Genomic DNA, 18214 nt, shown 5'->3' on the forward strand with positions numbered 1-18214 from the left:
CGGCTTGTGTTCCAGACGTGTGGCGTTTATACAATCGGCCAATGCAGATGCATTCTTATCCTCCCCAATCATTACAAAAAGACGGGTGGATCCTTCCTTATTGATGGTGTTGGCAAGCAGAGGTGATCGTGGAGCAAGAAGCCTGGCAGGTATTGATTGTCGAGGACGACCAGCGTCTGGCCGAACTGACCCGCGATTACCTGCAAACCAACGGCCTGCGAGTATCGATCGAGGGTAATGGCGCCCTGGCCGCGGCACGCATCATCAAGGAGAAACCGGACCTGGTGATTCTCGACCTGATGCTCCCGGGCGAAGACGGCTTGAGCATTTGCCGCAAGATTCGCGACCGCTATGACGGGCCGATCCTGATGCTCACCGCGCGCACCGATGACACCGATCAGATTCTTGGCCTGGACCTGGGCGCCGACGACTACGTCTGCAAACCGGTGCGTCCACGTTTATTGCTCGCGCGTATTCAAGCCCTGCTGCGCCGCAGCGAAGCCCCGGAGGTGGCCCCGGAAAAACTCCGGCGCCTGCAGTTCGGTCCGTTGGTGGTGGACAATGCATTGCGCGAAGCCTGGCTGCATGACAAAGGCATCGAATTGACCAGTGCCGAGTTCGATCTGCTCTGGCTGCTGGTGGCCAATGCCGGGCGTATTCTGTCCCGCGAAGAAATATTCACCGCGCTGCGCGGTATCGGTTATGACGGCCAGGACCGCTCGATCGACGTGCGCATCTCGCGCATCCGCCCCAAGATCGGCGATGACCCGGAGCATCCGCGGCTGATCAAGACCGTCCGCAGCAAAGGCTATTTGTTCGTGCCGGAAGCCTGCACCCTGTGAACTCGATCTTCCTGCGTATTTATGGCGGCATGTGCGCGGCGCTGATTCTGGTGGCCGTACTCGGTGTGCTGGCCTTGCACCTGCTTAACCAGGTGCGCAGCGAGCAGTACCGCGAGCGCCTGGCCCACGGCACGTTCTCGCTGATGGCCGATAACCTGCAACCGATGAACGAGACCGAGCGCCACCGGGCCTTGCTGGTGTGGGAGCGCTTGCTCGGGATTCCGCTGGCGCTGAAGACGTTCCCCCAGACCGACCTCGACCTGACCCAGCGTACCCGCGTACTGCGCGGTCAGGCACTGGTGGAGCAGACCGGCCCGCACGCGGCGAAGGTTTATCGTCTGGTCAGCGACAAGGAACAACTGGTGCTCACCGGTGAAGTCCAGCAGATCAGCGAGCAACTGGCGCGGGCGACCATCTACCTGCTGGCCGATGAACTGGTGCGCTACCCGGTGGCCGAGCAGCCCAAGCGTCTGGAGCAGTTAAAGGAAGATAAGGGTTTCGGCTTCGATCTGCGGCTGGTGACGGTTGATGAGGCCGACATGGACGAAGACCAGAGCCGCCGCGTGTCAGAAGGCGACACGGTGATGGCGTTAGGCAAGGGCGGCGATTCGATTCGGGTGTTTGCCGGCATGGTTGGTACGCCGTGGGTGCTGGAAATTGGCCCGTTGTATCAGATGAATCCTTACCCGCCCGAGTGGCTGGTGCTGATCGCGGCCCTTGGCCTGAGCCTGATCGGTTTGATTGTCTATCTGTTGGTGCGGCAACTGGAGCGTCGTTTGCGCGGTCTGGAAGCCGCCGCCACGCGAATTGCCAAGGGCAGCCTGGAAACCCGCGTACCGGCACGCGGTGCCGACTCGGTGGGGCGGCTGGCCGCAGCGTTCAACGGCATGGCCGAGCACTTGCAGCAATTGTTGGCGATTCAGCGAGAACTGGTGCGTGCCGTGTCCCACGAATTGCGTACACCGGTGGCGCGTCTGCGTTTTGGCCTGGAGATGATCGGTTCGGCCAGCACGCCTGAGGCACTGGAGAAATACCGCGAGGGCATGGACCACGACATCGAAGACCTCGATCGGCTGGTCGACGAGATGCTCACCTATGCGCGGCTGGAGCAGGGTTCGCCGGCGCTGAATTTCCAGCGGATCGATCTGGATGCGCTGGTCAATCAGGTGATCGAGGAGTTGGCACCGTTGCGCGCCGAGGTCACGGTACAGCGCGGCTTGTGCCTGTCGGCCGCCGATTGCGACGGGGCTTGGGTCGAGGCCGAGCCGCGTTACCTGCACCGGGCGTTGCAGAATCTGGTGAGCAACGCCATGCGCCATGCCCATTCACGGGTGACCGTCAGCTATCAGGTGGGGCAGCAGCGCTGTCGGGTGGATGTCGAGGATGACGGGCCGGGCGTGCCGGAAACCGCGTGGGAGAAAATCTTCACCCCGTTCCTGCGCCTCGACGATAGCCGCACCCGCGCCTCGGGTGGGCATGGGCTGGGGTTGTCGATCGTGCGGCGGATCATCCATTGGCACGACGGGCGAGCGCTGATCAGCAAGAGCAAAAGCCTGGGCGGGGCGTGTTTCAGTTTGAGCTGGCCGAGGAATCAGGAGCGGCGTTGAGATTTTTGGTGGTGTCAGGGCTGTCGCCTTCGCGGGCAAGCCTCGCTCCTACAGAATTCCCGTAGGAGCGAGGCTTGCCCGCGAAGAGGCCCTGACAGCCACTACAAACCCTCAGGCCTTGATACTGACCAGACTCAACAACTGCCCATCCATCACCGCAAACTGCGCGTCCAGTTCGGTGCCGCTGCGCCACTCACTGGACAGGTCGGTCAGCAACCGCAACCGCACTTCACCGCCCTCGCTCCACTCCAGCACTTCGGCGTGTTCGAAATAGAAGCGCTTTTGGACGATCGGGTAGAGCGCCTTGAACAGGCTTTCCTTCACCGAAAACGTCAGCGTCACCACCATCGCCAACTGATCGCGAGCCCCGGCGGCCATGCGCCGCAACTCAGTCCCGGTGAGAATCTCTCCGGCCAGGCGTTCGGCCCGTTCTGCGTCGAGCAGATTTTCCAGGTCCATTCCCAAGCCGCGCCAATGGGCCTTGTTCGCGACAATCGCCGCGGCCCGGCCGGTGCTGTGGGTGATCGAACCGGTGATATGCGCTGGCCACACCGGTGCGCGGTCTTCACCAATGGCCGGAATGAAGCTCAGCCCTTCCAGCTGTTGCAACGCGGCCCGAGCGCAAATTCGCCCGGCGAGAAACTCGGCCTGACGCTTGGCCACCGAACGCTGGATGCTCGCGGGCGGCTCGATGGCGCTGCGCTGGAAATCATCGCTGGCCAATTGCTTGGTATCGAAGTGAGTGCCCAGCAGGACCGTATCGGGCAGCACAAACGGCAGCGGCCAATGGGCGTCGAGCGGGGTGCAGCAGGCGGGTAGGGCGGGGACGGGATTCATGACGGGCATTTTGCCGTTTAGCTCAATGGCTGGGTAGTGGCAGCAGGGCTTTTGTGGCGAGGGGGCTTGCCCCCGTTCGGCTGCGAAGCAGTCGTAAACCCGGTCAACGTAGTGTGTCTGTCGACATGCGATTGCAGGTTTTGGGGCTGCTTCGCAGCCCAACGGGGGCAAGCCCCCTCGCCACAGAGGTCTATCTGATCAGCCAAAGATCTTCTTGAAAAACGCCTGCATGTCCGCCCACGATTTCTCATCGGCGGCCTTGTTGTAACCAATGTCCGGCCCGCCATGATCGCCGTGGCTCAGACGATCCGCATCAGGGTTGCTGAAGCCATGCTTGGCGCCTTCAAGACTGACGAACTTATAGTCGGCACCGGCCTTGTCCATTTCCGCCTTGAACGCCGCCACATTATCCGCCGTGACCATGCTGTCCTGCGCGCCATGCTCCACCAGTATTTTCGCTTTCACACTGCCAGGCGCCGCCGGCGTATTGGTCGCCAGTGCACCGTGGAAACTCACCACGCCCGCCAGCGGCAAGCCTTGGCGTGCGGCATTCAGCACCACTGCGCCGCCGAAGCAATAGCCGATGGCCGCCAGTTTGGCCGGATCGGTCTGTGGCTGTTTCTTCAGCAAATCGAGCCCGGCCTGAAACCGCGCGCTGGCTGCTGCGCTGTCCTTCGTCGCGGCTTGCATGAACGCCATGGCGTCCTTGGGGTGTTCGGTGTTCTTGCCGTCGCCATACATGTCGATCGCCAGCGCGCTGTAGCCCAGGCCGGCCAGATCGCGGGCGCGTCGCTTGGCGTAGTCGTTGAGCCCCCACCATTCATGTACCACCACCACACCCGGACGCGGACCTTTAATGGCGTCGTCGTAGGCGTAATAGCCAATCAGCTTGGTGCCATCGGCACTCTGATAGGGAATTTCCTGGGTCTTGATGGCGGCCTGGCTGAGCCCGCTCACGGCCAGCAATACAAGGGCGAGCAACACACGCATGGCTGAATCTCCTTATAAACAAACGTCAAGAAAGCGTAGTCGATTTGATTCAGCTCAGGTTCAGAGTGCGTTCAGGGGCTGTACAGGGTGAGGTCAGTAACCTTGCCCCGTACCCAAAAAGCACATAGCGCATGAGGAAATTCCCCAATGACTACTTTGAAAAAACTGCTCCTGGCTTTCACCGTGATGGGCGCCAGTGTTGCCGCCCACGCCGACACCACCAATTTTGCCGGCCTGACCTTTGGCCAGACCAGCGACAAGGTTAAAAAATCCAGTGCCCTGAACGACAACCTCAACCACCCGAACGCCGACGGTGTGATCGGCAAGGACAACACCTGGGGTTTGCGTGTGGGCCAGCAAGACAGCCAGGGCCGCTACTACGCCACTTACGACAACGTGTCGGGCTCGCATAATGGCATTAAACTGCGTCAGGAAAACCTGCTGGGCAGCTACGATCTGTTTTACCCAGTGGGTGGCAGCACCAAACTGTTCGGCGGTGCCACGGCCGGTTTGACCAAAATGACCCAGGAATCGCCAGGCTTCAGCCGCGACAGCGACATCGGTTACGCCATTGGCGGCCAGGTCGGCGTGTTGCAGCAAGTTACGCAAAACACCTCGGTCGAGCTGGGTTACCGTTACCTGCGTAGCAACGCCAGCACCGAGATGAGCGAGCGCGGCGGCAGCAAACAGGGTTCGCTGGACTTGACCAGCAGCGCCCAGACGTACTTGTCCGCCAACTACGCTTTCTAAACAGCGTTTGGTTGCCAGTCAGTTAAGCCTCGCAACCTGTGGGAGCAGGCTTAACTGACCTTTGGAGATGTTGATTTGCCCCGGAGAGCCTTATGAAATTGCTGGTTGTCGAAGATGAAGCGCTGTTGCGCCATCACCTGCAGACCCGTTTGACGGACAGCGGCCACGTGGTCGAGGCCGTGGCCAACGCCATCGATGCGTTGCATCAGGCCGAGCAGTTCAACCATGACCTGGCGGTGATCGACCTCGGTCTGCCGGGCATGGGCGGGCTCGACCTGATTCGTCAGCTGCGCTCCCAAGGCAAGACGTTTCCGATCCTGATCCTCACCGCGCGCGGCAACTGGCAAGACAAGGTCGAAGGCCTCGCCGCCGGTGCCGACGACTACGTGGTCAAGCCGTTCCAGTTCGAAGAGCTGGACGCCCGGCTCAATGCCTTGCTGCGTCGCTCCAGCGGTTTCACCCAGTCGACCATCGTCGCCGGTCCCTTGCTGCTGGACCTCAATCGCAAACAGGCGTCCCTCGATGATCAGCCGCTGGCGCTGACCGCCTACGAATATCGGATCCTCGAATACCTGATGCGGCATCATCAGCAAGTGGTGGCCAAGGACCGCTTAATGGAGCAGCTCTACCCGGATGACGACGAGCGCGATCCGAATGTGATCGAAGTGCTGGTCGGCCGCTTGCGCCGCAAACTCGAAGGCCCGACCGGGTTCAAGCCGATCGATACCGTGCGTGGCCTCGGCTACCTGTTCAATGAGCGCTGCACTTGATTCGTTCCCTTCGTGTCCGCTTGATGCTCGCCGCTACCACCCTGGCGGTGTTGTTCATGCTGGCGTTGCTGCCAGCGATGCAAGGTGCGTTCAGCCTGGCATTGCAGGACTCCATCGAGCAACGCCTGGCGTCGGACGTCACCACGCTGATCTCCGCCGCCCGGGTGGATAACAACCGCTTGCAGATGCCGGCGCAGTTGCCTGATGAGCGTTTCAACCTCGCCGACAGCCGATTGCTCGGCTACATCTATGACCGCGAAGGTCACCTGGTCTGGCGCTCGAAGGCCACCCAGGAAGAGAACATCAACTACAAGCCGCGTTACGACGGACGCGGCAACGAGTTCGCGAGGATTCGCGAGGCCAATGGTGAAGAGTTTTTCGTCTATGACGTCGAGGTCAAGCTGCTCGGCGGCAAAAGCGCGGCGTTCAGCATCGTCGCGCTGCAACCGGTGCGCGAATACGAAGCCACCCTCGAAGGCCTGCGGGAAAACCTCTATCTGGGCTTCGGTGCCGCATTGCTGGTGTTGCTCGTTTTACTCTGGGTTGGCCTGACCTGGGGCTTGCAGGCGTTGAGCCGCCTGAGCCAGGAGCTGGACCAGATCGAAAGCGGCACCCGCGAAAGCCTCAGCGAACAACACCCGCGCGAACTGCTGCGCCTGACCGGCTCGCTCAACCGTTTGCTGCACAGCGAGCGTGAACAGCGCAGCCGTTATCGCGACTCTCTCGACGACCTGGCCCACAGCCTGAAAACTCCGCTGGCGGTGCTGCAAGGGGTCAGCGAAGACATGGCGCAAAAGCCGCAAGAGCGCGATCAGGCTTGGGTGCTGCAAACCCAGATCGAGCGCATGAGCCAGCAGATCAGCTATCAACTGCAACGGGCCAGCCTGCGCAAAAGCGGCCTGGTGCGCCATCAGGTGCGCCTGCGCCCGGTGCTGCAAAGCCTCTGCGACACCCTGGACAAGGTCTACCGCGACAAACGCGTGCGGGTCGCCTTCGATCTGCCGGATCAGTGTTACGTGCCGATCGAGCAGGGCGCCTTGCTGGAAATGATGGGCAACCTGCTGGAAAACGCCTATCGCCTGTGCCTGAACGAAGTACGCATCAGCGTGCGCGAAACCCTCAGTGGCATTGAGCTTTGCATTGAAGACGATGGCCCTGGTGTACCAACCGACCAGCGCGCGCGGATTCTCGAACGCGGCGAGCGGCTGGATCGCCAGCATCCGGGGCAGGGGATTGGTTTGGCGGTGGTCAAGGACATCATCGAGAGCTATAGCGCCAGGCTGACGCTGGGGGATTCGCCGATGGGCGGCGCGGCGTTCCGGATTCATTTTCCGGTGGTTTGATGACGGCGGTGTAGCCGAAAGATCGTCGCCTCGTCAGAGCGCGCAGGCGCTGCCGAAGGCTGTGATCTTTTGATCTGATTCCCGCAACCACTCGTCGTTACTATCAGATCTGACAGTAGCCGGTCATTAATAAGTTCGCGTTATATCTCTCCAGCAGTTCCTGATTTCGGTTCCTTGAACTCGACGCCTTTGGAGATATCGCGATGGAAAACGCACGCTCGATTGAACTCTTTGCGCTGACACTGCCTTACGCGCCCAATATGGTTGATGTGGTGCCAGCCGATTCAGTGGAGCATGGCGGAGCTTCCATTGCTGACGCCAACGCGATCGATGGTTTTTACGTGATTTTGTTTGCGTACGTGGGGCAGTCAGTAAATGACCTTATTACGCTTTATCTGAACGATGAGTTTGCGGGCAAAGTGACCATTGCAAAAGGCAAGGAAGGGGAGGATGTAACGTTGACTATTCCTCCTGGACGTTTTCAGAGGGGCCAAAACAAAATTAAATTCAGTGTCAAACGTCCCTCCCAAAACGAAGAATTCACCCCCGAATTAATTTTGCTCTACCGCAGCTCCCCTCCGGGTGATACCCCGCCTGTATTGAACATTGACGTTAGCCACAAGAGTATTGGTAACGCTGAGGCGGATAGCGTGACCGTTACCGTGGGCTATAAAAATATGCAGTGGTACGACCGTATTTTTGTCGACTGCAACGGTGTCATCGTCAGGCACCAATTGCTGCCTGACAGCGAACCACCTACTTCGGCGCCTCCAACAAGCATCGTCATCCCGATTTCCAGGCAAGTGCTGGAACAAGGCGGGGATGATTCGGATTTTACATTCATGTTTCGGGTTGTGGACAATCTGACCAACCCGTCCGGGCCGCCTACCTGGTCGGAGATTGTGATTGCTGATGTTCACCTCAAACGGATTACCTTGCCGAAGGCGATATTTCGAGAAATTCCGACCGATAACAATGACGATCCCAAGACCGTGGACCTTCGCAAGTTGGCCGGTAATCCGTTATGGGCGTTAATTCACCTTGTTGAAACGATCTGGAAAGTGGGGGATTCCATCAAGCTGGTGTTTACTGCCGAGTTGAATGGCAGTGTCGTTGCGACTCACGAAGAAACACAGGCAGTCACTCAAGTCCCGAGTCAATTTTTGGGGAGTATTCCCAACGACAAAGTCATCGCCAATAGCATCTTGACGCTCGTGTATCAGATGGTCAGAGGCGGTACGGTCATCGCTACCTCGACGCCTGCCACGGCGCAGGTGATTGGCGAAGGCGCCATCAAGTTAATCCCGCCGACACTGGTTGCACCGGCCGTCAGTCCCATCGACCTATGGCGCTATTCGACCGGAGTCACCGTACGCATCGAGTTCCTGGCCGCGCTTGCCGGGGACAAGGCTCGCTTGATCGAAATCAACCCTGTACCGGGCGCCACGCCATTTTCGGCGGTGGCCTTCAACACGAACAAGCGGACGAACACCGTCCTGACCCAGGCATTTCTTGCGGCGCGGCACGGCAAACAACTGGAGTTTCGCTGGGCACTGATTCGGGATGGCAAGGAGATTGCCCGGTCTGGGCCGCTGGTGTTGAACGTTAATCGGATTGCGGATGGGGATGCGCGGTTTCCCACACCGGTCATTGTCGGTCAGACCGGGCAGGAACTGGATGTCCCAAAACTGGTGGCGACCGACACGTTGAGTGTTGGGTTATGGACACCGAGCGAATCTGGGCAAATCGTCTGGTTACGCTATGACGGGGTTAACAGCAGTGGGGCAGTGATTCATTTCGACGACCTTAATGGCGTGCCGCACACTGGAACGCAAGGGGTGACTCGGCCGGCACTGGTTGACTGGCTGAAAACGCTCAAGGATGGCACGAACGTGACGATCACGTTCAGGGTTAACTTTGGCAAGGTGGCTGATTTGGGTACCGCGGTGACCTTCCCGCCGCGGCGTTACACGGTCAAAGTGATGCCTGACATCCCTAAACTCATCGTAGACACGTCCCCACTACACCTTTCCGGGGCGCACATCTCCTTAAAAGGCAGTGGCTTCAATTGGACGCTCTTATCAGACCCACAAGGTACCTCCGCCACCCGTCCCGTGACAGGTGGCGTCCCCCCGATTAAATTTCTTGTATCCAATGATCAAATAGTATCCGTCGACAGCGGAAACGGGACGATCAGAAGCCTATGGAACGGTAACGCAACTGTCACTATAACCGACGCCATCGGCCAGAAAAAAACCATCGAGGTCACAGTTTCCAACGTTGCACAACTCCTCTACAACCCCACTCGCATGACATTCCAACAAGCATCTGCATGGATAAGCAGCATAGGCGGTCAACATTTCAACCACGTAACTGCCGCCCGAGCCTATATTTATGTCCTCTTGAACAACTATCATCCCAACAACAACCCGCCACCCAATACTTTGCCAGCTTTTCACCTCGGATGGAGTGATTTAACCTGGGGCATTACGCTTGGCACGGGACCCAACGGCCGATTCTCCGGACCATATGCTCACAACATGGGGGTTATAGCCCCCGCTATTTGTTATCGGCGGATCTGACACCTGCATTGCCAATTCGGGTACGAATTTAACGCAAACATAAGAGGCCCCCATTAGCCGGTCTCGAGTCAAGGCTAAAAGCCCGAAGGAAAAGGGGACGCATTTATTTAGGATATGAGTGAGCAATAAATGGAGATGTTTAAAATACATCTCCAGACACTCACTCAGGCTACACATCCTTGCGCCGCTGCCTACGACTACGCCAGAATCCGCCGGCTTGTGCGCCTGGGGCGTGGGTTCTATCGTTTCCGGGTCGCTGACGAATCAGCGATCGGGTTTAGCGATCCGATCCCCTACACAGACGCAAAAGTGCCCAAGTTTGATTGCAGTTTTTAGTGCCTGCAATTCGCGTAATGGTGGCTGTGCGTGGGAGACCTTCGAGTCTACCCGGGGTTTCTGTGACCCGGATCGCTAACCTGCGTACAGCCGCCACCTTTACTTGTTTAGCGATAGGTCGTGGCGGCTCAACCAATTACGGAGCTTCACATGTTCAAACCTACGCCGAACCCACCGGAAACCGATCCAACATCCCCCTACGAATCCCTCGATTCAAAAAAACTCCACGAAGCCGCCGACCGCGCCCTCGACCACTACCTCAAACCACCCACCCCCAAAGACACCAAGCGCAAGCCCAGCACCATTTACCATGTCGGTGCGAAGGTCGATAACGAAACCCTGCTGGTCAACGCCTGCGAATCCCTGGCGTCAGCGAGCGTGATGCTCAGTGAGTTCGCCGGGTTGATGGACATGCCACATCGCAACATGATGTTGGGGATTCAATCGGTGGTCATGCTTGGCGAGTTGGCGGTGAATCGGGTGCTGGATAACATCGATCCACCAGCCTGACGAAAGTCTGTGGTGAGAGCACTTATTGTGGCGAGGGAGCTTGTCGGATCGCCGCACCGTCCCGCTCGGCTGCGAAGCAGTCGCAAAACCTGAGTTTGCGGGGTGTCTGAAAAATCGTGATTGCCGGGTTTGGGGCCGCTTCGCGGCCCAGCGGGAGCAAGCTCCCTCGCCACAACAGCATGGCTGCCTGCAAAGTTGTGAAATCAGTTCTCCTGAGCCCGATAAGCCCCCGGCGTCAACCCCGTCCACTTCTTGAACGCCCGATGAAACGCCGAAGGTTCGGAAAACCCCAACTGCTCGGCAATCTGTTGCAACGACAGATCCGCCCGCCCCAGGTGATAAATCGCGATGTCCCGGCGTAACTGATCCTTCAATTCCTGAAAGCTCGTGCCTTCCTCACGCAAATGCCGGCGCAAGGTTTGCGGGCTGATGTGCAGGTGCGCCGCCACCGCTTCCAGATCCGGCCAGCGTGCGCTGTCGCGGCTGAGCAAGCGCCGCAATTGGCTGCTCAGGCTGTCGCCTTCGTCGGGGCGTGACAGCAGGTCGGCGGGGGAGCGCTCGAGAAAGTGCTTGAGGGTTCGTTCGTCCTGCAACAGCGACATGTTCAGGTAGCGGCCGTGGAACAGCAGGCTACTCTGAGTAGTATCGAACGTTAGCGGGCAGGAAAACAGCAAGTCGTATTCGGCCCCGTGCTCGGGTCTCGGGTAGCTGAATGTGGCGTGCTCCAGACGAATGCGCTGGCCGATCAGCCAGCTGCCGAAACGATGCCAGATCACCAGCAGGCTTTCGCAAAGGAAATGGTCCGGGTCCCACAGCGGCGAATCGTCGAGGCTCAGGCGAATCATCTCGCCTTCGCGGCTCAAGGTCAGACGCGGCGCCCCGGGAAACAGGCTGTAAAACAACAGGCCGCGATTGAGTGCTTTCTCCAGCGTGCGGCAGTGGATCACCGCGTGGCACATCATCGCGAAACTGCCGGGTTTGCTCGGCGCCAACCCGAAACCCAGGTATTCGTCATCCAGGGCCAGCCACAATCCCTGGATCAACCGGGTGAACTGCTCAGGCGCGATCCGCGCCCGTGGTTCCTCCAGCAACTCGGAGCTGATCCCCAGTTGCTGCAACAGGCTCGAATAGTCGAAGCCACGTCGGCGTGCACCGCCGAGGGCGGCGCGGGCGAAATGGCTGGCGATGGTGCGTTCACGCATGAGAGGGCAGGTCCGTCCACTGAGCAATGGATGGTAGCGGTGCCCATCAACGGTGGACAAGGCGGATATCCGCCAAATTGCAGGACGAGGTCTGGCGGATGGGCGGAAATCCGCCACATGGTCATAACGGGTTGGTGACCCAAAAAAACCTGTAACCCTTGATGTCAAAAGGTTCGCAGGCTTTTTGGTGAATGTGGCACGGGCCTTGCGATACAACGAGCAGATGCCTGCCGTTGCGCAGCTCGACAAAACAAATCCCTCCGGTGCAGGAGGGTTCGCAATTGAAGTGTCCTGGGCAACAGATGGATGTTGTCATTGGGCACTCTTGAGGAACTTTGCAATGACGACTCGTCAGCCACTGTACAAATCCCTGTATTTCCAGGTGATCGTTGCCATCGCCATCGGCATCCTGCTCGGTCACTTCTACCCGCAGACCGGTGTAGCCCTCAAGCCGTTGGGTGACGGGTTCATCAAACTGATCAAAATGATCATCGCTCCCATCATTTTCTGCACCGTTGTCAGCGGAATCGCGGGCATGCAGAACATGAAGTCGGTCGGCAAGACCGGCGGTTACGCGCTGCTCTACTTCGAAATCGTTTCGACCATTGCATTGCTGGTCGGTCTGGTGGTGGTCAACATCATCCAGCCGGGTAACGGCATGCACATCGATGTGACTAAGTTGGATGCTTCCAAAGTCGCTCAGTACGTCGCGGCCGGTGCTGATCAAAGCGTCGTTGGCTTCCTGCTCAACGTGATCCCGAACACCATCTTCGGCGCGTTCGCCACCGGCGATATCCTGCAAGTGCTGATGTTCTCGGTGATCTTCGGTTTCGCTCTGCATCGCCTGGGTGCCTACGGCAAGCCAATCCTGGACTTCATCGATCGCTTTGCCCACGTGATGTTCAACATCATCAACATGATCATGAAGCTCGCGCCACTCGGTGCCTTGGGCGCCATGGCGTTCACCATCGGTGCCTACGGTGTGGGCTCGTTGGTGCAACTCGGTCAGTTGATGGCGTGCTTCTACATCACCTGCCTGCTGTTCGTTCTGGTCGTGCTGGGTGGTATTGCTCGCGCTCACGGCTTCAGCGTACTGAAAATGATTCGTTACATCCGTGAAGAGCTGCTGATCGTGTTGGGTACTTCTTCTTCTGAATCGGTACTGCCACGCATGCTGATCAAGATGGAGCGTCTGGGTGCGCAGAAATCCGTCGTAGGTCTGGTGATTCCGACCGGCTACTCGTTCAACCTTGACGGTACTGCGATCTACCTGACCATGGCGGCAGTGTTCATTGCTCAGGCCACCGACACGCAAATGGACATCACTCACCAGATCACTCTGCTGGTGGTGTTGCTGCTGTCCTCCAAAGGCGCTGCTGGCGTGACCGGTAGTGGCTTCATCGTACTGGCCGCTACCTTGTCCGCTGTTGGCCACCTGCCGGTTGCCGGCCTGGCGCTGATCCTCGGTATCGACCGTTTCATGTCCGAAGCCCGCGCGCTGACCAACCTGGTAGGTAACGCGGTTGCCACCATTGTTGTGGCCAAGTGGGTCAAGGAACTGGACACCGACGTGCTGCAATCCGAGCTGGCCTCGGGTGGTCGCGGCATTGCCGACGAGCCTAAAGACGATGTTTTGGGCCACGTTGAAGGGGCAACCCCGACGAACGCCAAGTAAGCCTTGTTGCAATGAAAAACCCGCTTCGGCGGGTTTTTTGTTGCCTGCGATTTGAGCGTAACGGTCAGCGTCACTGGCACATAAGGTGATTGCTGCAATGTCCCGGGCTGCCTAGGCTTGGGGGACTGCACTGGAGAACGCTCATGCTCGGTCCACTGGCATCACTCAAGGTTCTGGATTTCTCGACATTGTTGCCGGGGCCGTTCGCCTCGTTGCTGTTGGCGGACATGGGCGCCGAGGTGCTACGCATCGAATCGCCGACCCGCATGGATTTGCTGCGGGTGCTGCCGCCCCATGATCAGGGCGTGTCGGCCAGCCACGCGTACCTCAATCGCAACAAGCGCAGCCTGGCGCTGGACCTCAAGCAGCCCGAGGCGCTGGAGGTGATCAAGCAATTGCTTGCGGACTACGACATTGTGCTGGAGCAGTTCCGCCCTGGCGTGATGGAACGGCTGGGCCTGGGGTATGAAGCCTTGAAGGCGATCAATCCACGGTTGATTTATGTGTCGATCACCGGCTACGGGCAGACCGGCCCTTACAAGGACCGCGCCGGCCACGACATCAACTACCTGGCGCTGGCGGGCCTTTCGAGCTACACCGGCCGTGCCGACAGCGGCCCGTTGCCGTTGGGCATGCAGGTGGCGGATGTCGCGGGCGGTTCGTTGCATGGGGTGATCGGGCTGCTGGCAGCGGTGATCGCGCGGCAACAGACCGGGCAGGGGCAGCATCTGGATGTGAGCATGACTGACTGCGCCTTCAGCCTGAACGCCATGGCTGGTGCCGGCTACCTGGCCTGCGGCGTTGAGCCTGGCAGGGAAGACCAGATGCTCAACGGCGGCAGCTTCTACGATTACTACCGGTCGCGCGATGGCCGCTGGTTGTCGGTGGGCAGTCTGGAACCGGGGTTCATGCAGCAACTGTGCACGGTGCTGGGCCGTCCGGAACTGGCGGCCGAGGGATTGTCGTCCGACCCCGCCCGGCAACGGGCGCTCAAGGACGCGCTGAACATTGAATTCGAAAAACACGACTTTGCCTGGCTGTGTGAGCTGTTTGCCGGGGTCGATGCGTGTGTCGAGCCGGTGTTGAGCCTGGGCGAAGCGGTCAGGCATCCGCAGTTGCAGGCGCGGGAATTGGTGGCTGAGGTGCCGCGGGGCGATGGCTCGACCCAGGCGCAGATGGCCTGTCCGTTGAAGTTTTCAGCGGGGTTACCTGAGCCGCGGCACATTGGCGCCCGGGTGGGGCAGCATACGGATGAGGTGTTGGGGGAGTTGGGGTTTAGTGTTGAGCGGATTGAAGCGCTGCGGCGGGCCAAGGTAGTTATCTAGCGTCTGTCCCGGCCGAAACTCAACTTATTCGACCCGCATCTCCCCACTGAACACCAACGTACTGCGACAACGCCGGCACAAATACCGCCGCCCCTGGCGCACCAGGCTATGACGCTGGGCCGAAAACGGGAAATCGCTGTCGGCGCAGGGGCATTTGTAGATGTAGCGGGTCACGCTGCGGCGTTTGACGTCATAGGTGTGGCAGCGGTTGGGCGGCAGTTCGTAAACGCCACGCATGATCAGTTGCCATTCTTCGCCGTGGGGCTGGATGCGGTCGCCGAACAGTTGATGGGCGATCAGGTGCGCGACTTCATGCGCCACGGTCTGCTTGAGGAAGTCTTCGGTGTTTTCCCGGTACAGCTGCGGGTTGAAGCGCAGCAGGTTCTCGTGCAAGTGCGCGACACCGGCTTTTTGCCCGCGCAGCTTGAGGCTCACCACGGGGCGTTTGAAAGGTCGTTTGAAAAAGGATTCGGCTTGCAGGAAACAGTCTTCGACGCGGGTATTGAGTTGCTCGGGCATGCTTGATGGATCTCCAAGGATGTCGAGTATGCCGCAACCCCGAGGGCTTGCGAATCGCTCAGGCGCCGAATGGTCGTTGCTCGCATTAGAAGGCCGCCTTGCGGCGGCCTGTAGTGGCGGAACGTGTTTTTTATGTCGGCGCTTGTTTGTCAGTTGGTATAGACCGGTCCCACGCCAAGGCCCCAGACAATCACGGTAAACGCCATGATGGCTACCAGCACCACCAGTCCTACGGCGAGCACCGAGCTCGAAAACAGGAAGCCCTCGTCAGATGGAATGTTCATGAACGTTGGTAGCCCTACATACAGCAGGTACACCGTGTAGCAGACAGCCGCGGTGCCGACGATCATCCCCAGCCACAAGTGCGGGTACAGCGCCGCCAGGCCGCCGATGAACAGTGGGGTGGCGGTGTACGTGGCGAATGCGATACAGCGCGCCAGGCTCGGGTTGGCGTCATAGGTGCGGGCCATCCAGTGAATGAAGGCGCCCATCACCGCGACACCGCCGAGCATCGCCAGGTACGACATGATGGTCATCCATAGCGCGCTTTCCATGGTCAGCATGACCGGCGCTCGATTACCGATGACCCAGCCGACTTGCGTAGTGCCTATAAATGCCGAGACGGCGGGGATCGCCGCCAGAATCAGGGTGTGCGTCAGGTACATGTGGCTGATGCTTTCTTCCTCGTCGCCACGGATTTCTTTCCATTCCTGGTCAGGGTGGGTGAAGAGCCCCACTACGTGATGGATCATGCCAGTCACTCCTCTTGTTGTTGCCATCGCCCCCCAGCGGAGCGCTTACGGGCCAAAGTGGCCAGGTAAGAACAGGTCTGAATACGTATGTGACCTTATGTCGCAGTATAGAAAGGAGTCACTGGCAATAGTGCGAGGGCTTTAGAGCAAATCGCGCTGTAAACAATCTTGTTAATCGCCGCAAGGTCTGTGCCGAATGGAACCTGTGGCGAGGGAGCTTGCTCCCGCTGGGCCGGGCTGGCGCTCCAGCGCGAAGCGGCCCCAAAACAGTCCTCCCTGTTGTGTCAGGCAAACCGCGGCGGCAGGTTTTGCGACTGCTGCGCAGCCGAGCGGGAGCAAGCTCCCTCGCCACAGGGGTATGCTCAAGTCATATAAGTGCAGGCTTCGCCCCGTCAGGGTTTTTGCGTAAAATGCCGACCTTTCGTCACACCTCACGGATTTCGCGTCATGGGCACTCTTACGGTCAACCAGAACAAACTGCAAAAGCGCCTTCGCCGCCAGGCCGGTGAGGCTGTTGCCGATTTCAATATGATTGAAGACGGCGACAAGGTCATGGTCTGCCTGTCCGGTGGCAAGGACAGCTACACCATGCTCGACGTGCTGATGCATTTGCAGAAAGTCGCCCCGATCAAGTTCGAGATCGTCGCCGTGAACATGGACCAGAAGCAGCCGGGCTTCCCCGAGCACGTGCTGCCGGCTTACCTCAAAGAACTGGGCATCGAGTACCACATCGTCGAGAAAGACACCTACTCGGTGGTCAAGGAGCTGATCCCGGAAGGCAAGACCACTTGCTCGCTCTGCTCGCGCTTGCGTCGCGGCACGCTGTACACCTTTGCCGACGAAATCGGCGCGACCAAAATGGCCCTCGGTCACCACCGTGACGACATCGTCGAGACGTTCTTCCTGAACATGTTCTTCAACGGCTCGCTCAAGGCCATGCCGCCAAAGCTGCGTGCCGACGACGGGCGCAACGTGGTCATCCGCCCGCTGGCCTACTGCAACGAAAAAGACATCCAGGCCTACTCGGACCTCAAGCAATTCCCGATCATCCCGTGCAACCTCTGCGGCTCCCAGGAAAACCTGCAACGCCAGGTGGTTAAGGAGATGCTGCAGGAGTGGGAACGCAAGACCCCGGGCCGTACCGAGAGTATTTTCCGCAGCCTGCAGAACGTGATCCCGTCGCAACTGGCGGACCGCAACCTGTTCGACTTCACCAACCTGCGTATCGACGAAAGCGCCGCATCGCGGTTCGTTAACGTAGTGAACCTCTGAACGCTTTTGTGGGAGCGGGCTTGCTCGCGAATGCTTAGTGTCATCCGACATTCATGTTGAATGGCACACCGCTTTCGCGAGCAAGCCCGCTCCCACAGTTGGTTTTTCGCTTCAATCCTCAGGAGAGGGCATGCGCGATTACAAGTGGCTGCACGAATACTGTCTGAACCGCTTTGGTTCGGCGGCTGAACTGGAAGCCCATCTGCCGGTTCCCAAGACCCCGGCGCAATTGCGCAAGATCAGCGACGACCGCTACCTCTCGACCATGGCGTTGCGGGTATTCCGTGCCGGGCTCAAGCACAGCCTGGTGGACGCCAAGTGGCCGGCGTTCGAAGAAGTGTTCTTCAAGTTCGACCCGGAAAAGGTTGTGCTGATGAGTGCCGAACATCTGGAGCGCTTGATGCAGGACGCGCGAATCATCCGCCACTTGGGCAAGCTCAAGAGCGTGCCGCGCAATGCGCAGTTCATTCTGGACGTAGCCCATGAGAAGGGCAGCTTTGGCGCGTTGCTCGCCGACTGGCCGGTGACCGATATTGTCGGCTTGTGGACCTACCTGAAAAAACACGGCCATCAGTTGGGCGGGTTATCGGCGCCGCGATTCTTGCGGATGGTCGGCAAGGACACTTTCGTGCCGAGCTACGACGTGGTGGCAGCGCTGAATGCACAGCAGATCGTCGACAAGGTGCCGAGCAGTCTGCGAGACCTGGCCACGGTGCAGAATGCGTTCAACCAATGGCACGAAGAGAGCGGTGGACGGCCGATGAGCCAGATATCGATGATGCTGGCTTACACCGTGAATCATTGAGACCGAGTCGATTTCATCGCGGGCAAGCCCGCTCCCACAGGGTTTTGAGTTGATCACACCATTGTGTTTCAACACAGATCCTGTGGGAGCTGGCTTG

Annotated in this window: 16 protein-coding genes; 11 read left to right on the top strand and 5 right to left on the bottom strand. The window is 59.1% G+C overall.

The window, feature by feature from the left end; all coding sequences use genetic code 11:
- The first annotated feature begins 128 nt into the window (after window positions 1–128).
- Complete coding sequence (locus AC30D7_RS21420) at window positions 129–842, top strand: response regulator (protein ID WP_490135391.1); 714 nt, start codon at window positions 129–131, stop codon at window positions 840–842.
- The gene (locus AC30D7_RS21425) at window positions 839–2449 is read left to right on the top strand and encodes an ATP-binding protein (protein ID WP_490135392.1); all 1611 of its coding nucleotides are present in this window, start codon (window positions 839–841) and stop codon (window positions 2447–2449) included. The genes AC30D7_RS21420 and AC30D7_RS21425 overlap by 4 nt, the downstream gene beginning before the upstream one ends.
- Before the next feature lie 111 nt (window positions 2450–2560).
- On the opposite strand, the gene AC30D7_RS21430 is transcribed toward AC30D7_RS21425, so the two are convergent.
- Together AC30D7_RS21430 and AC30D7_RS21435 are read right to left on the bottom strand one after the other, a co-directional pair.
- Window positions 2561–3286 carry a 4'-phosphopantetheinyl transferase family protein gene (locus AC30D7_RS21430; RefSeq protein WP_490135393.1) on the bottom strand — a complete coding sequence of 242 codons (726 nt, stop codon included), beginning with the start codon at window positions 3284–3286 and terminating at the stop codon, window positions 2561–2563.
- A 198-nt stretch (window positions 3287–3484) separates the two neighbouring features.
- Window positions 3485–4276, bottom strand: a complete 792-nt coding sequence (locus tag AC30D7_RS21435) for a dienelactone hydrolase family protein (protein WP_019581239.1) — start codon at window positions 4274–4276, stop codon at window positions 3485–3487.
- 147 nt (window positions 4277–4423) lie between these two features.
- Here AC30D7_RS21435 and AC30D7_RS21440 point away from each other — a divergent pair, with 147 nt between their 5' ends.
- From AC30D7_RS21440 to AC30D7_RS21460, 5 genes are all read left to right on the top strand, one after another.
- Window positions 4424–5026 carry a membrane protein gene (locus AC30D7_RS21440; protein ID WP_019581238.1) on the top strand — a complete coding sequence of 201 codons (603 nt, stop codon included), beginning with the start codon at window positions 4424–4426 and terminating at the stop codon, window positions 5024–5026.
- Window positions 5027–5118: 92 nt separating this feature from the next.
- A complete protein-coding gene (locus AC30D7_RS21445; RefSeq protein ID WP_490135394.1) occupies window positions 5119–5796 on the top strand; it encodes a response regulator in 678 nt (225 codons plus the stop codon).
- Window positions 5793–7139, top strand: a complete 1347-nt coding sequence (locus tag AC30D7_RS21450) for an ATP-binding protein (RefSeq protein ID WP_490135395.1) — start codon at window positions 5793–5795, stop codon at window positions 7137–7139. The genes AC30D7_RS21445 and AC30D7_RS21450 overlap by 4 nt, the downstream gene beginning before the upstream one ends.
- 203 nt (window positions 7140–7342) lie before the next feature.
- Window positions 7343–9721 (top strand): hypothetical protein, encoded by a 2379-nt coding sequence (locus AC30D7_RS21455; RefSeq protein ID WP_490135396.1) that lies wholly within the window; start codon window positions 7343–7345, stop codon window positions 9719–9721.
- A 486-nt stretch (window positions 9722–10207) separates the two neighbouring features.
- Entirely contained in the window at window positions 10208–10567 is a 360-nt protein-coding gene (locus AC30D7_RS21460) for a DUF6124 family protein (RefSeq protein ID WP_490135397.1), read from the top strand.
- 203 nt (window positions 10568–10770) lie between these two features.
- Here the strand turns inward: AC30D7_RS21460 and AC30D7_RS21465 are convergent, their stop codons facing one another.
- Complete coding sequence (locus AC30D7_RS21465) at window positions 10771–11769, bottom strand: AraC family transcriptional regulator (RefSeq protein WP_490135398.1); 999 nt, start codon at window positions 11767–11769, stop codon at window positions 10771–10773.
- A gap of 340 nt (window positions 11770–12109) precedes the next feature.
- Here AC30D7_RS21465 and AC30D7_RS21470 point away from each other — a divergent pair, with 340 nt between their 5' ends.
- Together AC30D7_RS21470 and AC30D7_RS21475 are read left to right on the top strand one after the other, a co-directional pair.
- Window positions 12110–13444 carry a dicarboxylate/amino acid:cation symporter gene (locus AC30D7_RS21470; RefSeq protein ID WP_490135399.1) on the top strand — a complete coding sequence of 445 codons (1335 nt, stop codon included), beginning with the start codon at window positions 12110–12112 and terminating at the stop codon, window positions 13442–13444.
- A gap of 143 nt (window positions 13445–13587) precedes the next feature.
- Window positions 13588–14769 (top strand): CaiB/BaiF CoA transferase family protein, encoded by a 1182-nt coding sequence (locus AC30D7_RS21475; RefSeq protein WP_490135400.1) that lies wholly within the window; start codon window positions 13588–13590, stop codon window positions 14767–14769.
- 24 nt (window positions 14770–14793) lie between these two features.
- On the opposite strand, the gene AC30D7_RS21480 is transcribed toward AC30D7_RS21475, so the two are convergent.
- Both AC30D7_RS21480 and AC30D7_RS21485 read right to left on the bottom strand, forming a co-directional pair.
- On the bottom strand, window positions 14794–15288 hold the full coding sequence (locus AC30D7_RS21480; protein WP_007937535.1) for a SprT family zinc-dependent metalloprotease: 495 nt from the start codon (window positions 15286–15288) through the stop codon (window positions 14794–14796).
- A gap of 149 nt (window positions 15289–15437) precedes the next feature.
- Complete coding sequence (locus tag AC30D7_RS21485) at window positions 15438–16040, bottom strand: Yip1 family protein (RefSeq protein WP_490135401.1); 603 nt, start codon at window positions 16038–16040, stop codon at window positions 15438–15440.
- A gap of 447 nt (window positions 16041–16487) precedes the next feature.
- Between AC30D7_RS21485 and ttcA the strand changes: the two genes are divergently transcribed.
- Together ttcA and AC30D7_RS21495 are read left to right on the top strand one after the other, a co-directional pair.
- Window positions 16488–17312: a tRNA 2-thiocytidine(32) synthetase TtcA gene (gene ttcA, locus AC30D7_RS21490; RefSeq protein ID WP_007937538.1), complete on the top strand. Its 825-nt coding sequence runs from the start codon at window positions 16488–16490 to the stop codon at window positions 17310–17312.
- A 130-nt stretch (window positions 17313–17442) separates the two neighbouring features.
- Entirely contained in the window at window positions 17443–18117 is a 675-nt protein-coding gene (locus AC30D7_RS21495; RefSeq protein ID WP_305409902.1) for a DNA-3-methyladenine glycosylase I, read from the top strand.
- The last annotated feature ends 97 nt before the right edge of the window (window positions 18118–18214 follow it).

Source organism: Pseudomonas sp. DF5 (assembly GCF_058148225.1).